This window comes from Desemzia sp. C1 (genome assembly GCF_020882875.1).
In the GTDB taxonomy this organism is placed as follows: Bacteria; Bacillota; Bacilli; order Lactobacillales; family Carnobacteriaceae; genus Desemzia; species Desemzia incerta.
The window spans coordinates 254,715-270,403 of record NZ_JAJIZP010000003.1; the positions used below are offsets into that span (position 1 = coordinate 254,715).

Here is a 15,689-nt window from a genome sequence, read left to right on the forward strand (position 1 = left end):
TCAGCTTTTTTTTATTTTATTACTGGAGTTTTAAAGTAGCTGAAAATATTTTCCCAAATTGCCGGATCAAAAACACCAGCCGGCTCTCCGTCTCCTAATACTCCGTACCCTACCATTGCTCCTACAATAAAGGCAATCAATACCAAAACAATGACAAGCATAATTTTCAAAACAAACCATAACATATCCATCAACACTTTTTTCTTAGTCATTGCTACACCTCTTTGTAATAGTACTATCTGATATCAAAAAATTCTATCCAACATCAGAGCAGGATACAGAACATAATCAACAGGTAAAGAAAGGTCTATATTCTGCGTTTCTTTTTCGTAATATTTTCTAATAAAATTCCAGTTCCTAATGCAACAGAATCTAGAGGATGTTCAGCGGTAAATACAGGAACTTTTAATTGTTCTGTAAATAACTGCTCTATCCCATCTAATAATGCTCCACCACCTGTTAAAATAATTCCGCGATCAATGATATCTGCAGACAATTCTGGAGGAGTTTGTTCTAGTACAACTTTTGCGATTTCAACGATTTGCATCATTGAATCAGCAGTAGCTACTTGAACTTCATTTGAAGTAATTGTGATCGTTCTTGGCAAACCAGTTACCATATCACGTCCGCGTACTTCCATTGAATCTTCACGGCGTCCTTTAAATACAGTACCGATATCTTTTTTGATCGTTTCAGCAGTACGCTCACCGATCAATAATTTGTGTGTTTTCTTTACGTATTGGATGATTTCATTATCTAACGTGTCACCAGCTACTTTTAATGAACGGCTTGTTACGATTCCGCCCATAGATAAAACGGCTATATCACTCGTTCCGCCACCAATATCAATAACCATATTACCGCTCGGTTGGAAGATATCCATTCCAGCACCAATAGCAGCTACTTTAGGTTCTTCCTCTAAGTAGACATTTTTTCCGCCGCTTTTTTCAGCTGCTTCAATGATTGCTTTCTGCTCGATAGCAGTGATATTTGTTGGACAGCAAATCAAAATATTCGGTTTAGATAAGAAGCCTTTAACGTTCAACTTATCAATAAAATGAGTCAACATCGCTTCAGTTGTGTCAAAATCAGCTATGACTCCACCTTCTAATGGGCGAATTGCTCGGATGTTACCCGGAGTACGTCCCACCATTAAGTATGCTTCTTCCCCAACTGCTAATACTTTTTTAGTTGCTACATCAATAGCAACAACAGAAGGTTCATTTAAAACGATCCCTTTTCCTTTTACGTGAATCAACACGTTGGCCGTACCTAAATCTATTCCAATATCTTTAGCCATTTGTTTCGTTCTCCTCTCAGGCTATTATCAGCTATGCCAAAAATCATAAAATCATAACCATCTTACAAATTATAGCACAAAACAAATCAATAGGAAAAGGCGTTTTAAAATTTATTAAAAATGTAATAAATGTTGCTTTTTTGGGGACACAAAACAAAAATCCCATTATGAGAAACTTGTCTCATAGCGGGATTTTCACTCCTAATCATCATTCAAAATAACAGTTGTTTATTTTTTATTATTCTATCAAAAAACCAATAGATAACGATTGTGTTATAAAATAATAACAAATACTTATTTAGACAGCAAACTAGAAAATTCTTCTTCAATAGCTTCACTTGAACTATCATCGTTCACTCGAATAACATCCGCATTAAGTTGTTGAAGTTTTTTATGGAATTCATAGTAACCACGATCTAAATGTTCCAGCTGAGTCACTGTAGTATGACCTTCTGAAACTAGACCAGCTAAAATTAAAGCTGCTGCTGCTCTTAAGTCTGTAGCAGATACTTCTGCTCCTTGTAGTGAAGAAGGTCCTTGAATGATCAAAGTTTGTCCATCGACTTTGAATTCTGCGTTCATACGACGCAATTCTTCCATATGCATGAACCGGTTTTCAAACACGGTTTCTTTCATAATGCTGGTGCCCTGTGCATGAACTTGTGCTACTGTCAATTGAGCTTGCATGTCTGTTGGGAATCCAGGGTGAGGCATAGTTTTAACATCTGCAGCTTTTAATTCAGCTGGTCCTAAAACACGCATTCCATTAGAGTGCAATTCAAAATCCACACCCATTTCTCTTAATTTCGAGATCAATGGTTTATTGTGTTCAGGAATCACATCTTCGATGAATACATCCCCATTTGTTAATGCAGCAGCTACCATGAATGTACCTGCTTCAATACGGTCAGGGATAATACTGTGCGATGTAGCTCGAAGTTTTTTAGTACCTTCTATACGAATCGTTTCTGTACCTGCACCATGCACTTTAGCTCCCATACGATTTAAGAAAATCGCTAAATCAACGATTTCAGGTTCGCGAGCTACGTTTTCGATAGTCGTTTCCCCTTCTGCTAAAGTAGCAGCCATCATAATGTTTTGAGTAGCACCAACACTAGGAAAGTCTAAGTAAATATGAGCTCCATGTAATTGGTCTGCAAAAGCTTCGATATATCCGCTTTCGATATTGATTTTAGCTCCCATAGCTTCAAAACCTTTTAAATGTAAATCAATCGGACGAGTTCCAATTGCGCAGCCACCTGGCAAAGCAACTTTTGCATGTCCTAAACGAGCTAATAATGGTCCCATCACTACAATAGATGCACGCATTTTGCTCATGTATTCAAAAGGAGCTTCAAAGTTTAGCGGGTTAGTAGCGTCTAATAAAATTTCTTTTTTATCTTGATTAAATTCAATATCTAAATTTAAGTGTGTCAATACTTGGTTAAGTGTAAAAATGTCTGATAAGATAGGAACATTGGTTAATTTAGTTTGGCCTTCACTCGCTAAAATAGTAGCGGCTAATATAGGCAACACAGCGTTTTTAGCGCCCTCTACTTTAACTGAACCTTCGAGGCGTTTGCCTCCTCGAACAATAATTTTTTCCATTTTTTTCGTATCCCTCCGAATGTGAGTTGACTGCTGGATTTTTGTAAATGCCGTATACTCTAACGTATGCAATCCGAACAACTTTGTGCATTATAGCATGAGCAGTGATTGTGAAACAATTGAAATAAGCATTTGTCATAAAGTTATCACGAATTTAGCGTTCAAAAAGAAAAATCAAATTTTGAGAAGAAAGGATGAATTCCATGAAGAAAGAACTGACTAAATAGCCAATAGCGATCGAAACAAATAAATACAAAACTTTGGCTTGATTCACATGTTGTTTTCGAATAACTTTTTCTACACGGACAGCTTGCAGCGCCCAAAAGGTTAATAAGATAAAAATAATGTGCGATAGTAATGTTCCTGCCGCTTGGATACCAATAAAGTTCATGTAAACATCTACCTTTCTCTTCCTAATAGATAGTAACACAATTGTAATGTAAAAACACAAATTTTGCTTTTGAGAACGTTATCAACTGAAGGTTTTATCATTTTCCTATTGTTTTTTAATAAAGACATCTGTTTTTTTGTTTCTGACCTATTTGAAGCGATTTACCTATTATTTACATAAAAAAACATGTTGAGACAGATTTTTCCTCCTGTCTCAACATGTTCTTGAAATAGTCTTTTAAACTCTTTTATTTTTTGATACATTGATTCGATTAAGCGCTTTGTGTAGAGAAATGGAAGCTCGTTTGTATTCAAGATTTGCCTTAATACCTGACAAACGTTTCATACTTTCTTCTGCGCGATGTTTTTCTTCAAATGCTCTTTCAATATCAATATCACGTGCTCTCTCTGCACTATCCGCCACAATGGAACAGACATTGTTTCGCACTTCTAATACTCCGCCATTTACCGCTACCCAATCCTCAGCATCTATTGAGATACGTTTGATTCGAACAGCATGAATCGTTAAGGGCAAAATGATTGGAGTATGATTCGGCAAAATACTAATGTCACCATCGATTGCTCTAGCACTTACCATAGACGCTCTATGATCATAGATAACGCCTGATGGTGCAACTATTTGTACACTCATCTCCGCCATTCGTCATTCCTCCTCATGGAAAAGTTCAACTTATTTTTAGTCGATCAATATTTTAAATGACCCGCCTTTTCTACAGCTTCTTCTATTCTTCCAACGTTCCTAAAGGCATCTTCTGGTAAATCGTCATAACGTCCATTTAAGATTTCTTTAAATCCTCTGACCGTTTCAGAAACCGGTACATATGATCCTGGAATCCCTGTGAACGCTTCAGCCACATGGAAGTTTTGCGATAGGAAGAGTTGGATTCTGCGTGCCCTCGAAACGATTATTTTTTCATGATCTGAAAGTTCATCCATACCTAAGATAGCAATAATGTCTTGCAATTCTTGATAACGCTGCAGCATATGCTGTACTTCAGTAGCTACTTCATAATGTTCCTCTCCCACAATTTCAGGAGACAATGCACTAGATGAAGAAGCTAATGGGTCTACAGCTGGATAGATACCTTGCTCCGTTAAACGACGCTCTAAGTTTGTTGTCGCATCTAAATGGGCGAAGGTGGTTGCAGGAGCAGGATCCGTATAGTCATCCGCTGGTACATAAATCGCTTGAATAGAAGTGATTGAACCTCTAGTTGTAGAAGTAATCCGTTCTTGCAATTGACCCATTTCCGTAGCTAATGTAGGTTGATATCCAACAGCAGACGGCATACGACCTAACAAAGCAGAGACTTCTGAACCGGCTTGAGTAAATCGATAAATATTGTCGATAAAGAGCAGTACATCTTGACCAGCTTCATCTCTAAAATACTCTGCCATTGTCAGCCCTGTCAAAGCTACACGCATACGCGCACCAGGCGGCTCGTTCATTTGACCAAACACCATAGCTGTACGTTTGATAACGCCAGAATCAATCATTTCAAAATAAAGATCATTTCCTTCACGAGTTCTTTCTCCTACACCCGCAAAAACAGAAATACCACCATGTTCTTCTGAAATGTTGTGAATCAGTTCTTGAATCAATACGGTTTTACCTACGCCGGCTCCGCCGAATAGACCAATTTTCCCACCTTTTAAATAAGGAGCAAGCAAATCAATTACTTTTATTCCTGTCTCTAATATAGATGTGCTGGCAGCTAGCTCATTAAAAGCAGGTGCCTCGCGATGGATTGGATCACGTCTAATCTCTTCATCAAAGTCGCCTTTTTGGTCAATAGCTTCACCTAAAACATTAAACATACGTCCTAATGTTTCTTCTCCTACCGGAACAGAGATAGGACGCTCTGTGTTTTTCACCCGCATACCTCTTTGTAAACCGTCTGTAGATTCCATGGCGATGGTTCTAACTACTCCATTTCCCAATTGTAAGGAAACTTCTAGCACTACTGTCTCTGCACTTTGAGATGAGTCCGAATTGCTTGTTGAATACTCATTGGTTGCTTTTTCAACGATCAAAGCATGATTGATTTCAGGAAGAACTCCGTTTAATGGGAACTCTACATCGACAACCGGACCAATTACTTGCACAATATGACCAGTACTCATTCATCTTCCTCCCATTCACTTACCTTAATCTTGTTTATTTTAGCCCTTCAGACCCGCCGATAATTTCTGTGATTTCTTCAGTTATCGCGGCTTGTCTAGCTCGGTTGTATTTTATCGACAGATCATCAATGATTTGTTTTGCATTATCCGTTGCGCCTTGCATAGCCGTCATACGAGCAGCATGTTCAGCTGTTTTTGCATCAAGAATAGCCCCATAGAGCAAACTTTCTGCATATTGAGGCAGCAATATGTCTAATATCTCTTCTTTCGAAGGTTCATAAATATAATCTGTATCAAAATCTAATTTTTCTGCCTCAGAAATATCTAAATCGGTCAACGGCAATACTTTTTCCGCTCGATATTGGAACGTAATAGTATTTATATGATGATTATAACAAAGGTAAACTTCGTCAAACACTTCGTTTTTATACATCTCAACGATTTGGCGAGCTATCCCGCGCACCTCGTCAAATACTGGTTGATCACTTAAATTATCCAGCTCATAAGCGATATTCATTCCTCGGTTTTTAAAGAAATCAGCTGCTGTGCGGCCAATAGCCATAAAAATATATTCATCCGGAGATTGGTGATCTCGTTGGATCATATCAATCGTCGTTTTGATGACAGAACTGTTGTATGCGCCTGCTAATCCTGTATCCGAGCTGATAATGATATACCCTGTTTTTTTAACGGGGCGTTCAATCAACATATCGTGGAAGTCAATATTTGAAGGTGAATTTGTTCCTATCATATCTGAATCTTCCAATAGTGCTAATTGCGTTTGAGCCAAATGAACAACCATTTCTCTTACTTTGGCTGAATAAACTTGAAAACCTTTATTCAACTGTTCTTGTTTCCCTAGCTTGGCTGCAGAAACCATCTGCATAGCTTTTGTGATATTACTTGTTTTTCTAGTTGATTGGATTCGTTTTTGGATATCTTGTAAAGATTCTGCCAACTTCATTCACCGCCTTCAATTGTTAGCCTCTTTTTAGCGATTGATGTCAGTACGCATAGCACTGAATGTCGTATTGAATTCAGCCAGTACTGCATCGAGTTTATCCTCAGCAGGTAAATTTTTAGTTTCTCTGATTTCTGTCAATACTTCACTGTGTTGATTGTCTAAGAATATATACAATTGTTTCTCATACTCTTTCAGTGAGCCTACTGGTATAGAATCAAGGAACCCATGTGTCAAAGCATAAAATATCATGACTTGTTTTTCTACAGCTATTGGGCTGTGCAAGTCTTGTTTCAGTACTTCAACGGTTCTTTGACCACGGTTCAATTTCGCTTGAGTAGCCGCATCTAGATCGGATCCGAATTGCGTAAATGATTCCAATTCTCTATAGCTGGCTAGGTCCAAACGTAATGTCCCTGAAACTTTTTTCATCGCTTTGATTTGAGCAGATCCACCAACACGAGATACAGAAAGTCCAGCAGCTATTGCAGGTCTGACACCAGAGTAAAATAAATCATTTTCTAAGAATATTTGCCCATCTGTAATGGAAATAACGTTCGTTGGAATATAAGCAGAAATATCTCCTGCTTGCGTTTCTACAAATGGTATAGCCGTCATAGAACCGCCGCCAAGATCATCACTTAACTTAGCTGCTCTTTCTAACAAGCGCGAATGCAAGTAAAATACATCCCCTGGGTAAGCTTCACGACCTGGAGGACGACGTAGTAATAACGAAAGTTCACGATAAGCAGCTGCTTGTTTGCTTAAATCATCAAAAATGATCAACACATGTTTACCGTTATACATAAACTCTTCGCCCATTGCCAATCCTGAATAAGGGGCAATATATAATAAAGGCGCAGGTTGTGATGCACTTGCAGTGACCACGATCGTATATTCCAAGGCATTGAAACGTCTCAGTGTTTCTACTTGCGAGCGGACAGTCGATTCTTTTTGTCCAATCGCTACATAAATACAAATGGTATCTTTACCCTTTTGGTTTAAGATCGTATCGATTGCCAAGCTGGTTTTACCCGTTTTTCGGTCACCGATAATCAATTCACGTTGGCCTCTTCCAATAGGAACAAGCGCATCGATTGCTTTGATACCCGTTTGCAAAGGTTCTTTTACAGATTGACGTTCCATTACTCCAGGTGCTTCGGTTTCAATTTCACGTGTTCGAGAAGTATGAATTTCCCCAAGTCCGTCAACTGGTTGACCTAGAGGATTGACAACACGTCCGATAAGTTCTTCGCCGACCGGAACTTCCATGATACGTCCAGTACGTCTTACTCTATCGCCTTCACGGATTCCATCAAACGCCCCTAAAATAATGATCCCGACATCGTCTATTTCCAAGTTCTGAGCCATACCATAGACACCGTTTGAAAATTCAACTAATTCACCCGACATGACATTTTTCAAACCAAAAGCTCGAGCTATACCATCTCCTACGTAACTAACAGTTCCGACTTCATCAATAGCCAACTCATTACGATAGCCTTCAATTTGACTTTTTATAAGCGTACTAATTTCATCTGCTTTTTTGCCCATTTACTTCTCACCTCTTTAACTTCATTATTACTAAAGAATCTGTTTTTTTAGTTTTTCAAGATTGAACCGTAAACTGCCGTCAAAGACTTGGTCTTCTGTTTCGATGATGACACCGCCTAGAACTTCCGGCTCAACAATTTCATTGAAAATAACTTTTTTTGCTTTCATTTTTTCTGCAAAAACAGCTGACAATCGATCTCTTTGATCTTTTGTCAAAGGCACTGCAGTAATGACTTTAGCGACTACTGTTCGATTGTGATGATCATAGATTTTCTCAAATTCATTTACAATGTGATTTAGCTCTTCCATTAAACGATATTCATAGATTGTATGAATAAAACTCTTTGTCAATTCAGAAAATTCTTTCGTAAAATCTGCCAATACTTGTTCCTTATTAGCTTTCTCAATAGCTCTATTGTTGAAAAACCTGCTTAAATCAGGGTTGTTTTGCATAATTTGACGAACGTCCATTAAATCATTGAACACTACAGCTAACTGCTCTTTTTCAAGGGCATGGTCATAAAAGACACGCGCCATTTGTCCATGATCCATATTTCTATTTAGTTTCATTCGAATCAGCTAACCTTTCAATGAATTCATCAACTAGCTCCGCATGCGTTGCAGTATCTAGTTCTTTTCCAATCAATTTTTCCGCTATTTGAAGAGACAATACGCTAATTTCATTTTTAGCCTCATCTAATGCTTGCTGTCTTTCAAAGGCTATATCCATTTTTGCTTGCTTCTTCATTTGAGCTATTGAATCTTTAGCATCTTGGATCATTTCTTTTTCCATTCGAGTCGCATTGACTTGTGCTTGTTCAATGAGTTTTGCAGACTCTTGCTGCAGAGCAGCCAATTTATTTTGTTGTTCAGCTACTAGTTCATTAGCTTTTTTCTGGGCTTGTTTTGCTCCATCCAAATCATTAGCTATTGTTTCAGAACGTTTCTCCATCATTTCAGTAACTGGTTTCCACGCAAATTTCTTCAATAATAAAAGTAATATTAAAAAAGAAACAAGTACTACTAATGTGTTACCGGCACTAGTAGCAGATCCTATAACGAGCTGGTTGAACATCATTTATTGCCTCCTCCCATTCCCTTGTCTTATGCATCAATTCATTTTATTGATGTGAATTTTCAGATAACTTTTTTGTATGGATTGTTTTATTGGAATACGAGGATAAATGCAATAACTACGCCCATAATTGGAATAGCCTCTACCAAACCAACACCGATATACATCAATGTTTGTAGTTCACCTTTCATTTCTGGTTGACGTGCAATAGACTCAAGAGCTTTTGAAATAACGCGACTTGATCCTAATGCTGCTCCAATAGCTGCCCCTGCAACTGCGATTGCTGCTCCGATTAAATTCATTCTAATTTCCTCCTCGTTCTTCAACGACTTTTCATTTTATTTAAAAACTATTTAACTTGCTTCAACATATTCTTTGTGTTCCACTGTCTCTTCATGACCAATTTTATGAGAAATGTAGACCATACTTAAAGTGGTAAAAACAAACGCTTGAATACTTCCTATAAACACAGAAAAACCTTGCCATGCAATTTGGAGTGGTATTCCCACAAGCCAAGTCACTGCACCAAAACTATTCGCCAAACTGGCAATTAAACCAATCAAGATTTCTCCTGCAAATATATTTCCATACAAACGTAAAGCGAGTGTCAACGTATTTGTAAATTCTTCAAACAGTTTTATGGGCAGTAAGAACGGTACGGGACGTATATAACTATTTAAGAAATAATTTTTGAACCCTTGCTCTTGAACCCCGAAGAAATGCGACATCAAAATAACCATCATCGCCAACGATAAAGTTACGATTGGATCAGCAGTAGGACTCTTCCACCATTGAATGTCATCTATCACTAACACTAGTGGCAAACCTACCATGTTAGAGACAAATACGAATAAGAACAACGTAAAACCAAGGAGTTTAAATCGGTCTCCACGTTTCCCAGGAATTGACGTTGATACAATATTGTTTACGAAATCGATAACCCACTCGATAAAATTTTGCTTTCCTGTCGGCTTTAGTTGTAAATTGCGCGTACAAATAAACACAACCAAAAACACAATGATGCACGATGCAACTGTCACTAATACAGTGGTAAGATCAAATGTCAGGCCCATAAATTCCCTAGTCAGAGTTTCGTGTTCCAATACTTTCACCTTCTTTCTCAAGAATCCATCTTTATAATCAAAAAAATTCCAGCAGAAAAGAAAAACTCTCAAATCAGGCTCTCTTCTCCCAGACAATTGTCATCATACCACCAAGTGATTTTAATTTCAAAGAAATTATGTGAATATGTTTTAATTCTATCAAATTGCTTGTACAAAAGGCTTTTTAAGCAACTACTCACTTGCTTTTCACAAACTTTTGAAGCGCTTCCTATTGGTAGAGTCAAAAAACCAGAAATCCTTTTGACGGATTTCTGGTCTTAATTTTCTGATTATAGCGTTCCAAACAAGCGGTCGCCTGCGTCACCTAGACCAGGCAAAATGTATCCATTCTCATCCAATTTTTCATCTAAAGATGCTGTATAAATATCTACATCCGGATGAGCTTCTTGTAAAGCTTTGATCCCTTCTGGAGCAGCTACTAAACACACAAATTTAATAATCGTAGCCCCACGCTTCTTCAACGAATCGATTGCAGCAATCGCTGAACCTCCCGTTGCTAACATAGGATCTACTACTAATAATTGACGTTCTTTAATGTCTGACGGCAATTTCACAAAATATTCTACCGGTTCAAGTGTTTCATGATCACGATACATCCCTACGTGACCTACTTTTGCTGCAGGAATCAAATCAAGCATTCCGTCTACCATCCCTAGACCAGCTCGTAAGATAGGAATAATGGCAACTTTTTTACCAGCTATTTCTTTTTGAATACTTTTAACTAAAGGTGTTTCAATTTCAACATCTTGCAACGGCATGTCTCTAGATACTTCATATGCCATTAAGCGGGCGATTTCATTAACCACTTCTCGAAAAACCTTAGTCCCTGTATTTTTATCTCTGATAATCGTTAACTTATGTTGGATTAAAGGATGATCCATTACTTCAAGTTTTGCCATTTTATTTGCCCCCTTGGTTAATATGTTCAAACATGCCAATTATACATGAACTTTCATCACTTTACAAAGAAATAATCAATTTAGTTTTGACTATTTTAAATCCGAATTTTCTTTTACAAAACTACTGTACAATAAAACAGCAGCTCACTCAATTAATAAGAGTGAGCTGCTGTTTAGAATCCTTTATTTCGTCTGCAATTTTCTTCAGAGCATTCTGAGAAACAGCTTTAGTTTTCCAAGTACAATGGTCTTTTTGTTGTCAATTGGCGCACTTCTTTTCGGATAGTTTCCAGTTTTTCAGGTTGGTCTTTTGCCTCTAAAGTTTCGATGATCAGTCTTGCCACTTTCTTCGCATCTTCTTCATCAAACTGACGGGTAGTAATCGCCGGAGTTCCGATTCGAATACCGCTTGTTTTAAATGGACTCAACTCTTCAAACGGAATCGTATTTTTATTCACCGTTATCCCTACTTCATCCAGCAGCTTTTCAGCTTGCATTCCATTCAATGCAAAATTTCTAACATCCAGCAGCAATAGATGGTTATCCGTTCCTCCACTGATCAGTCGCGCTTTAGACGAAAGAAAAACTTCAGCCATAGCTTGAGCATTTTTTACAACGTTCTTTGCGTACACACCAAAGTCAGGCTGCATTGCTTCTTTTAGTGCAATGGCTTTTCCAGCAATGACATGTTCTAAAGGACCGCCTTGAATGCCGGGGAAAATAGCGCTATTCAATTTTTTCGCAAACGCTTCTTTAGCTAAAATCATTCCTCCACGTGGTCCGCGTAGCGTTTTATGCGTCGTTGTCGTTACGACATCTGCATAAAGAATAGGACTTTCGTGAACACCAGCAGCTACTAAACCGGCAATATGTGCCATATCGACCATGAAATATGCGTTTATTTCATCAGCGATTTCACGGAATGCCTTAAAATCAATGGCTCTAGGATAAGCACTGGCACCTGCAATAATCAACTTTGGCTTATGTTCCATCGCTAAACGACGAACTTCTTGGTAATCGATTTGCTCAGTGTCTTTGTCTACTCCATAAGGGACAAAGTTGTACGTTCTTCCACTGAAGTTTACTGGAGAACCGTGTGTAAGATGACCTCCATGTGTCAAATCCATTCCCAAAACTACATCTCCGTGCTCCAATAAAGCATTGTAAGCCGCCATATTTGCACTTGATCCAGAATGAGGCTGAACATTGGCATACTCAGCACCAAATAATTTCTTCGCACGATCAATGGCTAAATTTTCTACTACATCAATGTACTCACAACCGCCATAATATCTTTTTCCCGGATAGCCTTCAGCGTATTTATTCGTTAAGATACTTCCTTGAGCAGCCAGTACAGCTTCGGAAACAAAATTCTCTGATGCAATCAACTCAATATTTTGTTCTTGGCGTTGTTTTTCTTGTCCAATCGCTTGAAACACTTCTTCATCCCATAATTTACCCTTCATCTCAGCCACATCCCTTTAGTTCATTCCTGAATTTCTATGTATGATGAGTCCTCATCATTTTTTTTTGTATTCTTAACTCAACATTATATAAAATAATAACAAGAAAATACATAGGAAAAACGATTCCTATGTATTTTCTTTTAATTATGTTCTTTATAGAATTGATTTCCCGCTGCTTTTTTCAATCGGTTCATATAAGCTGTTCCAATTCCTTCTTCAGGATAAGCTTGCGCTAAAATCAAACTAGCTTCGGTAGTTTCAAAGTATCGTAATCCAGCATACAGTCTGCGCGAAGCTGAATGGATGTCGTCTATTTCGCCAAGAGAGAAAACAGCTGCAACTTTGCATTTAAGGGCTTCTACCACTTCATCATCCGCTAATAAACCAACTTTTTCTCCAGTCGATCCATACTGCTTGACAGCTTTTTGAAAAAGCTCTTTATTTCCCTCTACGATGATTACCGGTTCGTTAGGAGAATAATGCTTGTATTTCATTCCTGGAGCTTTTGGCGTCTCTTCACTTGATACCAAGTGCTTATCTACAGACACTTGTCCGATGACGTCTTCCAGCTCACCTTTAGAGATTCCGCCTGGACGAAGAATAGTTGGTTGTTGGGGATCTGTGATATCCAACACGGTTGATTCTAAGCCGACTCCTGTTTCTCCATCATCTAATATTCCGGCAATTTTCCCTTTTAAATCATGGTAGACATGCATAGCCGTTGTGGGACTGGGTTTACCAGATGTATTGGCACTTGGACCAACTAAAGGAACTCCAGCTTCTTTGATCAATTTTAATGTTGCTTCATTTTTAGGCATCCGTATAGCTACACTGTTTAAACCTGCCGTGACTGCATCTGCAAAAACGCCTTCTTTCACTTCAAAAATCAGTGTTAACGGACCAGGCCAAAATTGTTCCATCAACGTTTCGGCTACTTTCGGCACATTTTTCACGTAATCATACACTTCTCCTATAGACGCTACATGAACGATTAACGGATTGTCGCTTGGACGTCCTTTTGCTTGATAAACGTTTTTTACAGCTTGATCGTTCATTGCATCTGCTCCTAACCCATAAACTGTTTCAGTAGGAAAGGATACCAATTCACCTTTTTTGATCAATGCAGCAGCTTCTTTGATTTCTGATTGTTGAAAAACTCTTGTTTCCACAAATTTGCCTTCTTTCTTTTCTTTTGCAACTCATTTACTTGTTTTTTTTTATCTTTCAAATTAAAGCGGTTCAGGTTTGGACAGAAATCAGCCGATCTAATCCGCTCAAGTCTTTTTCTATTTGTACTAGAGCTTCAGGAAAAGCTTTTTGGAATAATTCCTTGACCGCTCCTCCTTGTTGATAGCCAATCTCTAAATAGATTTTCCCGTTCGGATTCAATAATCTTGGCAGCTCTTTTGCTAACCGCTGGTAAATAAAAAGTCCGTCGTTTTCAGCAAATAAAGCCATAGGAGGTTCATAGTCCAATACGCTTTGATCCATCACGTTTTTTTCATGTTCTCCTATATAAGGCGGATTAGATAAAATCACATCGAATTTTTCGTCCTTTACAGGAGCGGTTAAGTCTCCTTCAAGAAATCGGACCGCTACTCCATTTGCCGCAGCATTCTCTTTGGCAACAGCTAATGCTTTAGGTGAAAGATCCGTTCCCGTCACATCGTCATTTGGCCGTTGTTTTTTCGCTACAATCGCAATGGCTCCTGTTCCTGTTCCGATATCTAATACCTTTAACGAATCGTCTTGTTTTGTTTGTTGTAAAAATTTGTCTACAATTTCTTCCGTTTCAGGTCGAGGAATCAACGTGTCATGGGTCACTTTTAATTTCAAGTCATAAAACCATTCATATCCCAGTATATGCTGAATAGGTCTTCCTCCGCCATGTTCCGCTACATCTTCGATCAATTGGCGCTTGATCTCGGACGGCATTTCTTCATTCAAATGCAATACAAAATCTGTTCGGTTCCATTGTTGTCGTTCCATCAATAATCGTTCAGCTGCGATACCTTCTTTGGCACTGGCTTCTAAAAAAGAAGAAGCCCACTTAAGGACTTCTCTATAGGTTGAATTAGTATTCATTATTCTGTAATTGCTCCATTTTTGAAGTTTGGTCGTACAGCACTAATGCATCGACCACTTCATCTAGTTTTCCAGATAAGATTTGATCTAGTTTTTGAATCGTCAATCCAATTCTATGATCTGTGATCCGGTTTTGAGGGAAATTATACGTTCTGATACGCTCTGAACGGTCCCCAGTCCCAACAGCTAATTTACGTTCAGCATCGTATTCGCCTTGAGCTTCACTTTTTAATTGATCATACACGCGAGCACGCAAAACTTTCATTGCTTTCTCTCTGTTTTTTATTTGAGAACGTTCATCTTGCATTTCAACGGCAATACCTGTTGGAATGTGTGTCAATCGAACAGCAGATGCTGTTTTGTTGACGTGCTGTCCACCAGCACCACTTGCATGGTAAATATCTGTACGGATATCATTGTCTGCGATATCCAACTCTACTTCTTCTGCTTCCGGCATAACGACAACAGTTGCTGTAGAAGTATGGATACGTCCTTGGGACTCCGTTTGGGGTACACGTTGAACACGGTGTGCGCCATTTTCAAATTTTAATTTTGAATAAACGTTTTGTCCTGTAATCATTAAAGTGATTTCTTTATATCCGCCAATACCTGTGATGTTGGCATTCAAGACTTCAGTCTTCCAACCTTGAGATTCAGCATAACGTTGGTACATATTGAATAAATCTCCAGCAAATAATTGAGCTTCATCTCCGCCGGCTGCTCCACGAATTTCCATGATGATATTTTTGTCATCATTTTCGTCTTTAGGCAGCATCAAAATTTTGATTTTTTCTTCATATTCTTCCCGCTCAGCTTTCAAACTAGCCAATTCTTCCTTAGCCATTTCAGCCATTTCAGCATCCAATTTTTCTCTCAGCATCTCTTCAGTTTCTTCTATGCCTTGTTGGATCTCTTTGTATTTCAAATAAGTCGTAACGGTCTCACGAAGGTTCCCCTCTTCTTTAGAGAGTTTCATAAAACGTTTCGTATCGGAAATTACTTCCGGATCACTTAACATTTCATTTACTTCTTCATAGCGTCCGACCACACTTTCTAACTGATCAAACATGTCAATTCCTCTT

The 15,689-nt window shown here is 38.4% G+C and carries 17 protein-coding genes; all 17 read right to left on the bottom strand.

Annotated elements, in window-relative coordinates:
• Positions 1 to 11 precede the first annotated feature (11 nt).
• Complete coding sequence (locus LMF32_RS01645) at positions 12 to 212, bottom strand: DNA-directed RNA polymerase subunit beta (protein WP_092479413.1); 201 nt, start codon at positions 210 to 212, stop codon at positions 12 to 14.
• Between the two features lie 95 nt (positions 213 to 307).
• Positions 308 to 1,300 carry a rod shape-determining protein gene (locus LMF32_RS01650; RefSeq protein WP_092479412.1) on the bottom strand — a complete coding sequence of 331 codons (993 nt, stop codon included), beginning with the start codon at positions 1,298 to 1,300 and terminating at the stop codon, positions 308 to 310.
• Positions 1,301 to 1,594: 294 nt separating this feature from the next.
• Positions 1,595 to 2,908 (bottom strand): UDP-N-acetylglucosamine 1-carboxyvinyltransferase, encoded by a 1,314-nt coding sequence (murA, locus tag LMF32_RS01655; RefSeq protein WP_230523635.1) that lies wholly within the window; start codon positions 2,906 to 2,908, stop codon positions 1,595 to 1,597.
• Between the two features lie 154 nt (positions 2,909 to 3,062).
• Positions 3,063 to 3,299, bottom strand: a complete 237-nt coding sequence (locus LMF32_RS01660) for a DUF1146 family protein (RefSeq protein ID WP_092479410.1) — start codon at positions 3,297 to 3,299, stop codon at positions 3,063 to 3,065.
• A 237-nt stretch (positions 3,300 to 3,536) separates the two neighbouring features.
• Positions 3,537 to 3,959 carry a F0F1 ATP synthase subunit epsilon gene (locus LMF32_RS01665; protein WP_230523636.1) on the bottom strand — a complete coding sequence of 141 codons (423 nt, stop codon included), beginning with the start codon at positions 3,957 to 3,959 and terminating at the stop codon, positions 3,537 to 3,539.
• A 44-nt stretch (positions 3,960 to 4,003) separates the two neighbouring features.
• Positions 4,004 to 5,443 carry a F0F1 ATP synthase subunit beta gene (gene atpD, locus LMF32_RS01670; RefSeq protein WP_092479408.1) on the bottom strand — a complete coding sequence of 480 codons (1,440 nt, stop codon included), beginning with the start codon at positions 5,441 to 5,443 and terminating at the stop codon, positions 4,004 to 4,006.
• A 34-nt stretch (positions 5,444 to 5,477) separates the two neighbouring features.
• A complete protein-coding gene (locus LMF32_RS01675) occupies positions 5,478 to 6,401 on the bottom strand; it encodes a F0F1 ATP synthase subunit gamma (protein ID WP_230525057.1) in 924 nt (307 codons plus the stop codon).
• Positions 6,402 to 6,434: 33 nt separating this feature from the next.
• Positions 6,435 to 7,958: a F0F1 ATP synthase subunit alpha gene (atpA, locus tag LMF32_RS01680; RefSeq protein ID WP_230523637.1), complete on the bottom strand. Its 1,524-nt coding sequence runs from the start codon at positions 7,956 to 7,958 to the stop codon at positions 6,435 to 6,437.
• A 30-nt stretch (positions 7,959 to 7,988) separates the two neighbouring features.
• Positions 7,989 to 8,528 (bottom strand): ATP synthase F1 subunit delta, encoded by a 540-nt coding sequence (atpH, locus tag LMF32_RS01685; protein ID WP_230523638.1) that lies wholly within the window; start codon positions 8,526 to 8,528, stop codon positions 7,989 to 7,991.
• Positions 8,515 to 9,036: a F0F1 ATP synthase subunit B gene (atpF, locus tag LMF32_RS01690; RefSeq protein WP_230523639.1), complete on the bottom strand. Its 522-nt coding sequence runs from the start codon at positions 9,034 to 9,036 to the stop codon at positions 8,515 to 8,517. Before atpF ends, atpH begins: the two co-directional genes overlap by 14 nt.
• An 86-nt stretch (positions 9,037 to 9,122) precedes the next feature.
• Complete coding sequence (gene atpE / locus LMF32_RS01695) at positions 9,123 to 9,335, bottom strand: F0F1 ATP synthase subunit C (protein WP_092479404.1); 213 nt, start codon at positions 9,333 to 9,335, stop codon at positions 9,123 to 9,125.
• A gap of 51 nt (positions 9,336 to 9,386) precedes the next feature.
• Positions 9,387 to 10,136: a F0F1 ATP synthase subunit A gene (gene atpB / locus LMF32_RS01700; protein WP_223155955.1), complete on the bottom strand. Its 750-nt coding sequence runs from the start codon at positions 10,134 to 10,136 to the stop codon at positions 9,387 to 9,389.
• A 290-nt stretch (positions 10,137 to 10,426) separates the two neighbouring features.
• The gene (gene upp, locus LMF32_RS01705) at positions 10,427 to 11,056 is read right to left on the bottom strand and encodes a uracil phosphoribosyltransferase (RefSeq protein ID WP_188204067.1); all 630 of its coding nucleotides are present in this window, start codon (positions 11,054 to 11,056) and stop codon (positions 10,427 to 10,429) included.
• Between the two features lie 227 nt (positions 11,057 to 11,283).
• A complete protein-coding gene (gene glyA / locus LMF32_RS01710; RefSeq protein ID WP_230523640.1) occupies positions 11,284 to 12,522 on the bottom strand; it encodes a serine hydroxymethyltransferase in 1,239 nt (412 codons plus the stop codon).
• A 140-nt stretch (positions 12,523 to 12,662) separates the two neighbouring features.
• The gene (locus tag LMF32_RS01715; protein WP_230523641.1) at positions 12,663 to 13,691 is read right to left on the bottom strand and encodes an L-threonylcarbamoyladenylate synthase; all 1,029 of its coding nucleotides are present in this window, start codon (positions 13,689 to 13,691) and stop codon (positions 12,663 to 12,665) included.
• A 70-nt stretch (positions 13,692 to 13,761) separates the two neighbouring features.
• A complete protein-coding gene (gene prmC / locus LMF32_RS01720) occupies positions 13,762 to 14,607 on the bottom strand; it encodes a peptide chain release factor N(5)-glutamine methyltransferase (RefSeq protein WP_230523642.1) in 846 nt (281 codons plus the stop codon).
• Positions 14,597 to 15,676: a peptide chain release factor 1 gene (gene prfA, locus LMF32_RS01725; protein WP_230523643.1), complete on the bottom strand. Its 1,080-nt coding sequence runs from the start codon at positions 15,674 to 15,676 to the stop codon at positions 14,597 to 14,599. The genes prmC and prfA overlap by 11 nt, the downstream gene beginning before the upstream one ends.
• Positions 15,677 to 15,689 lie beyond the last annotated feature (13 nt).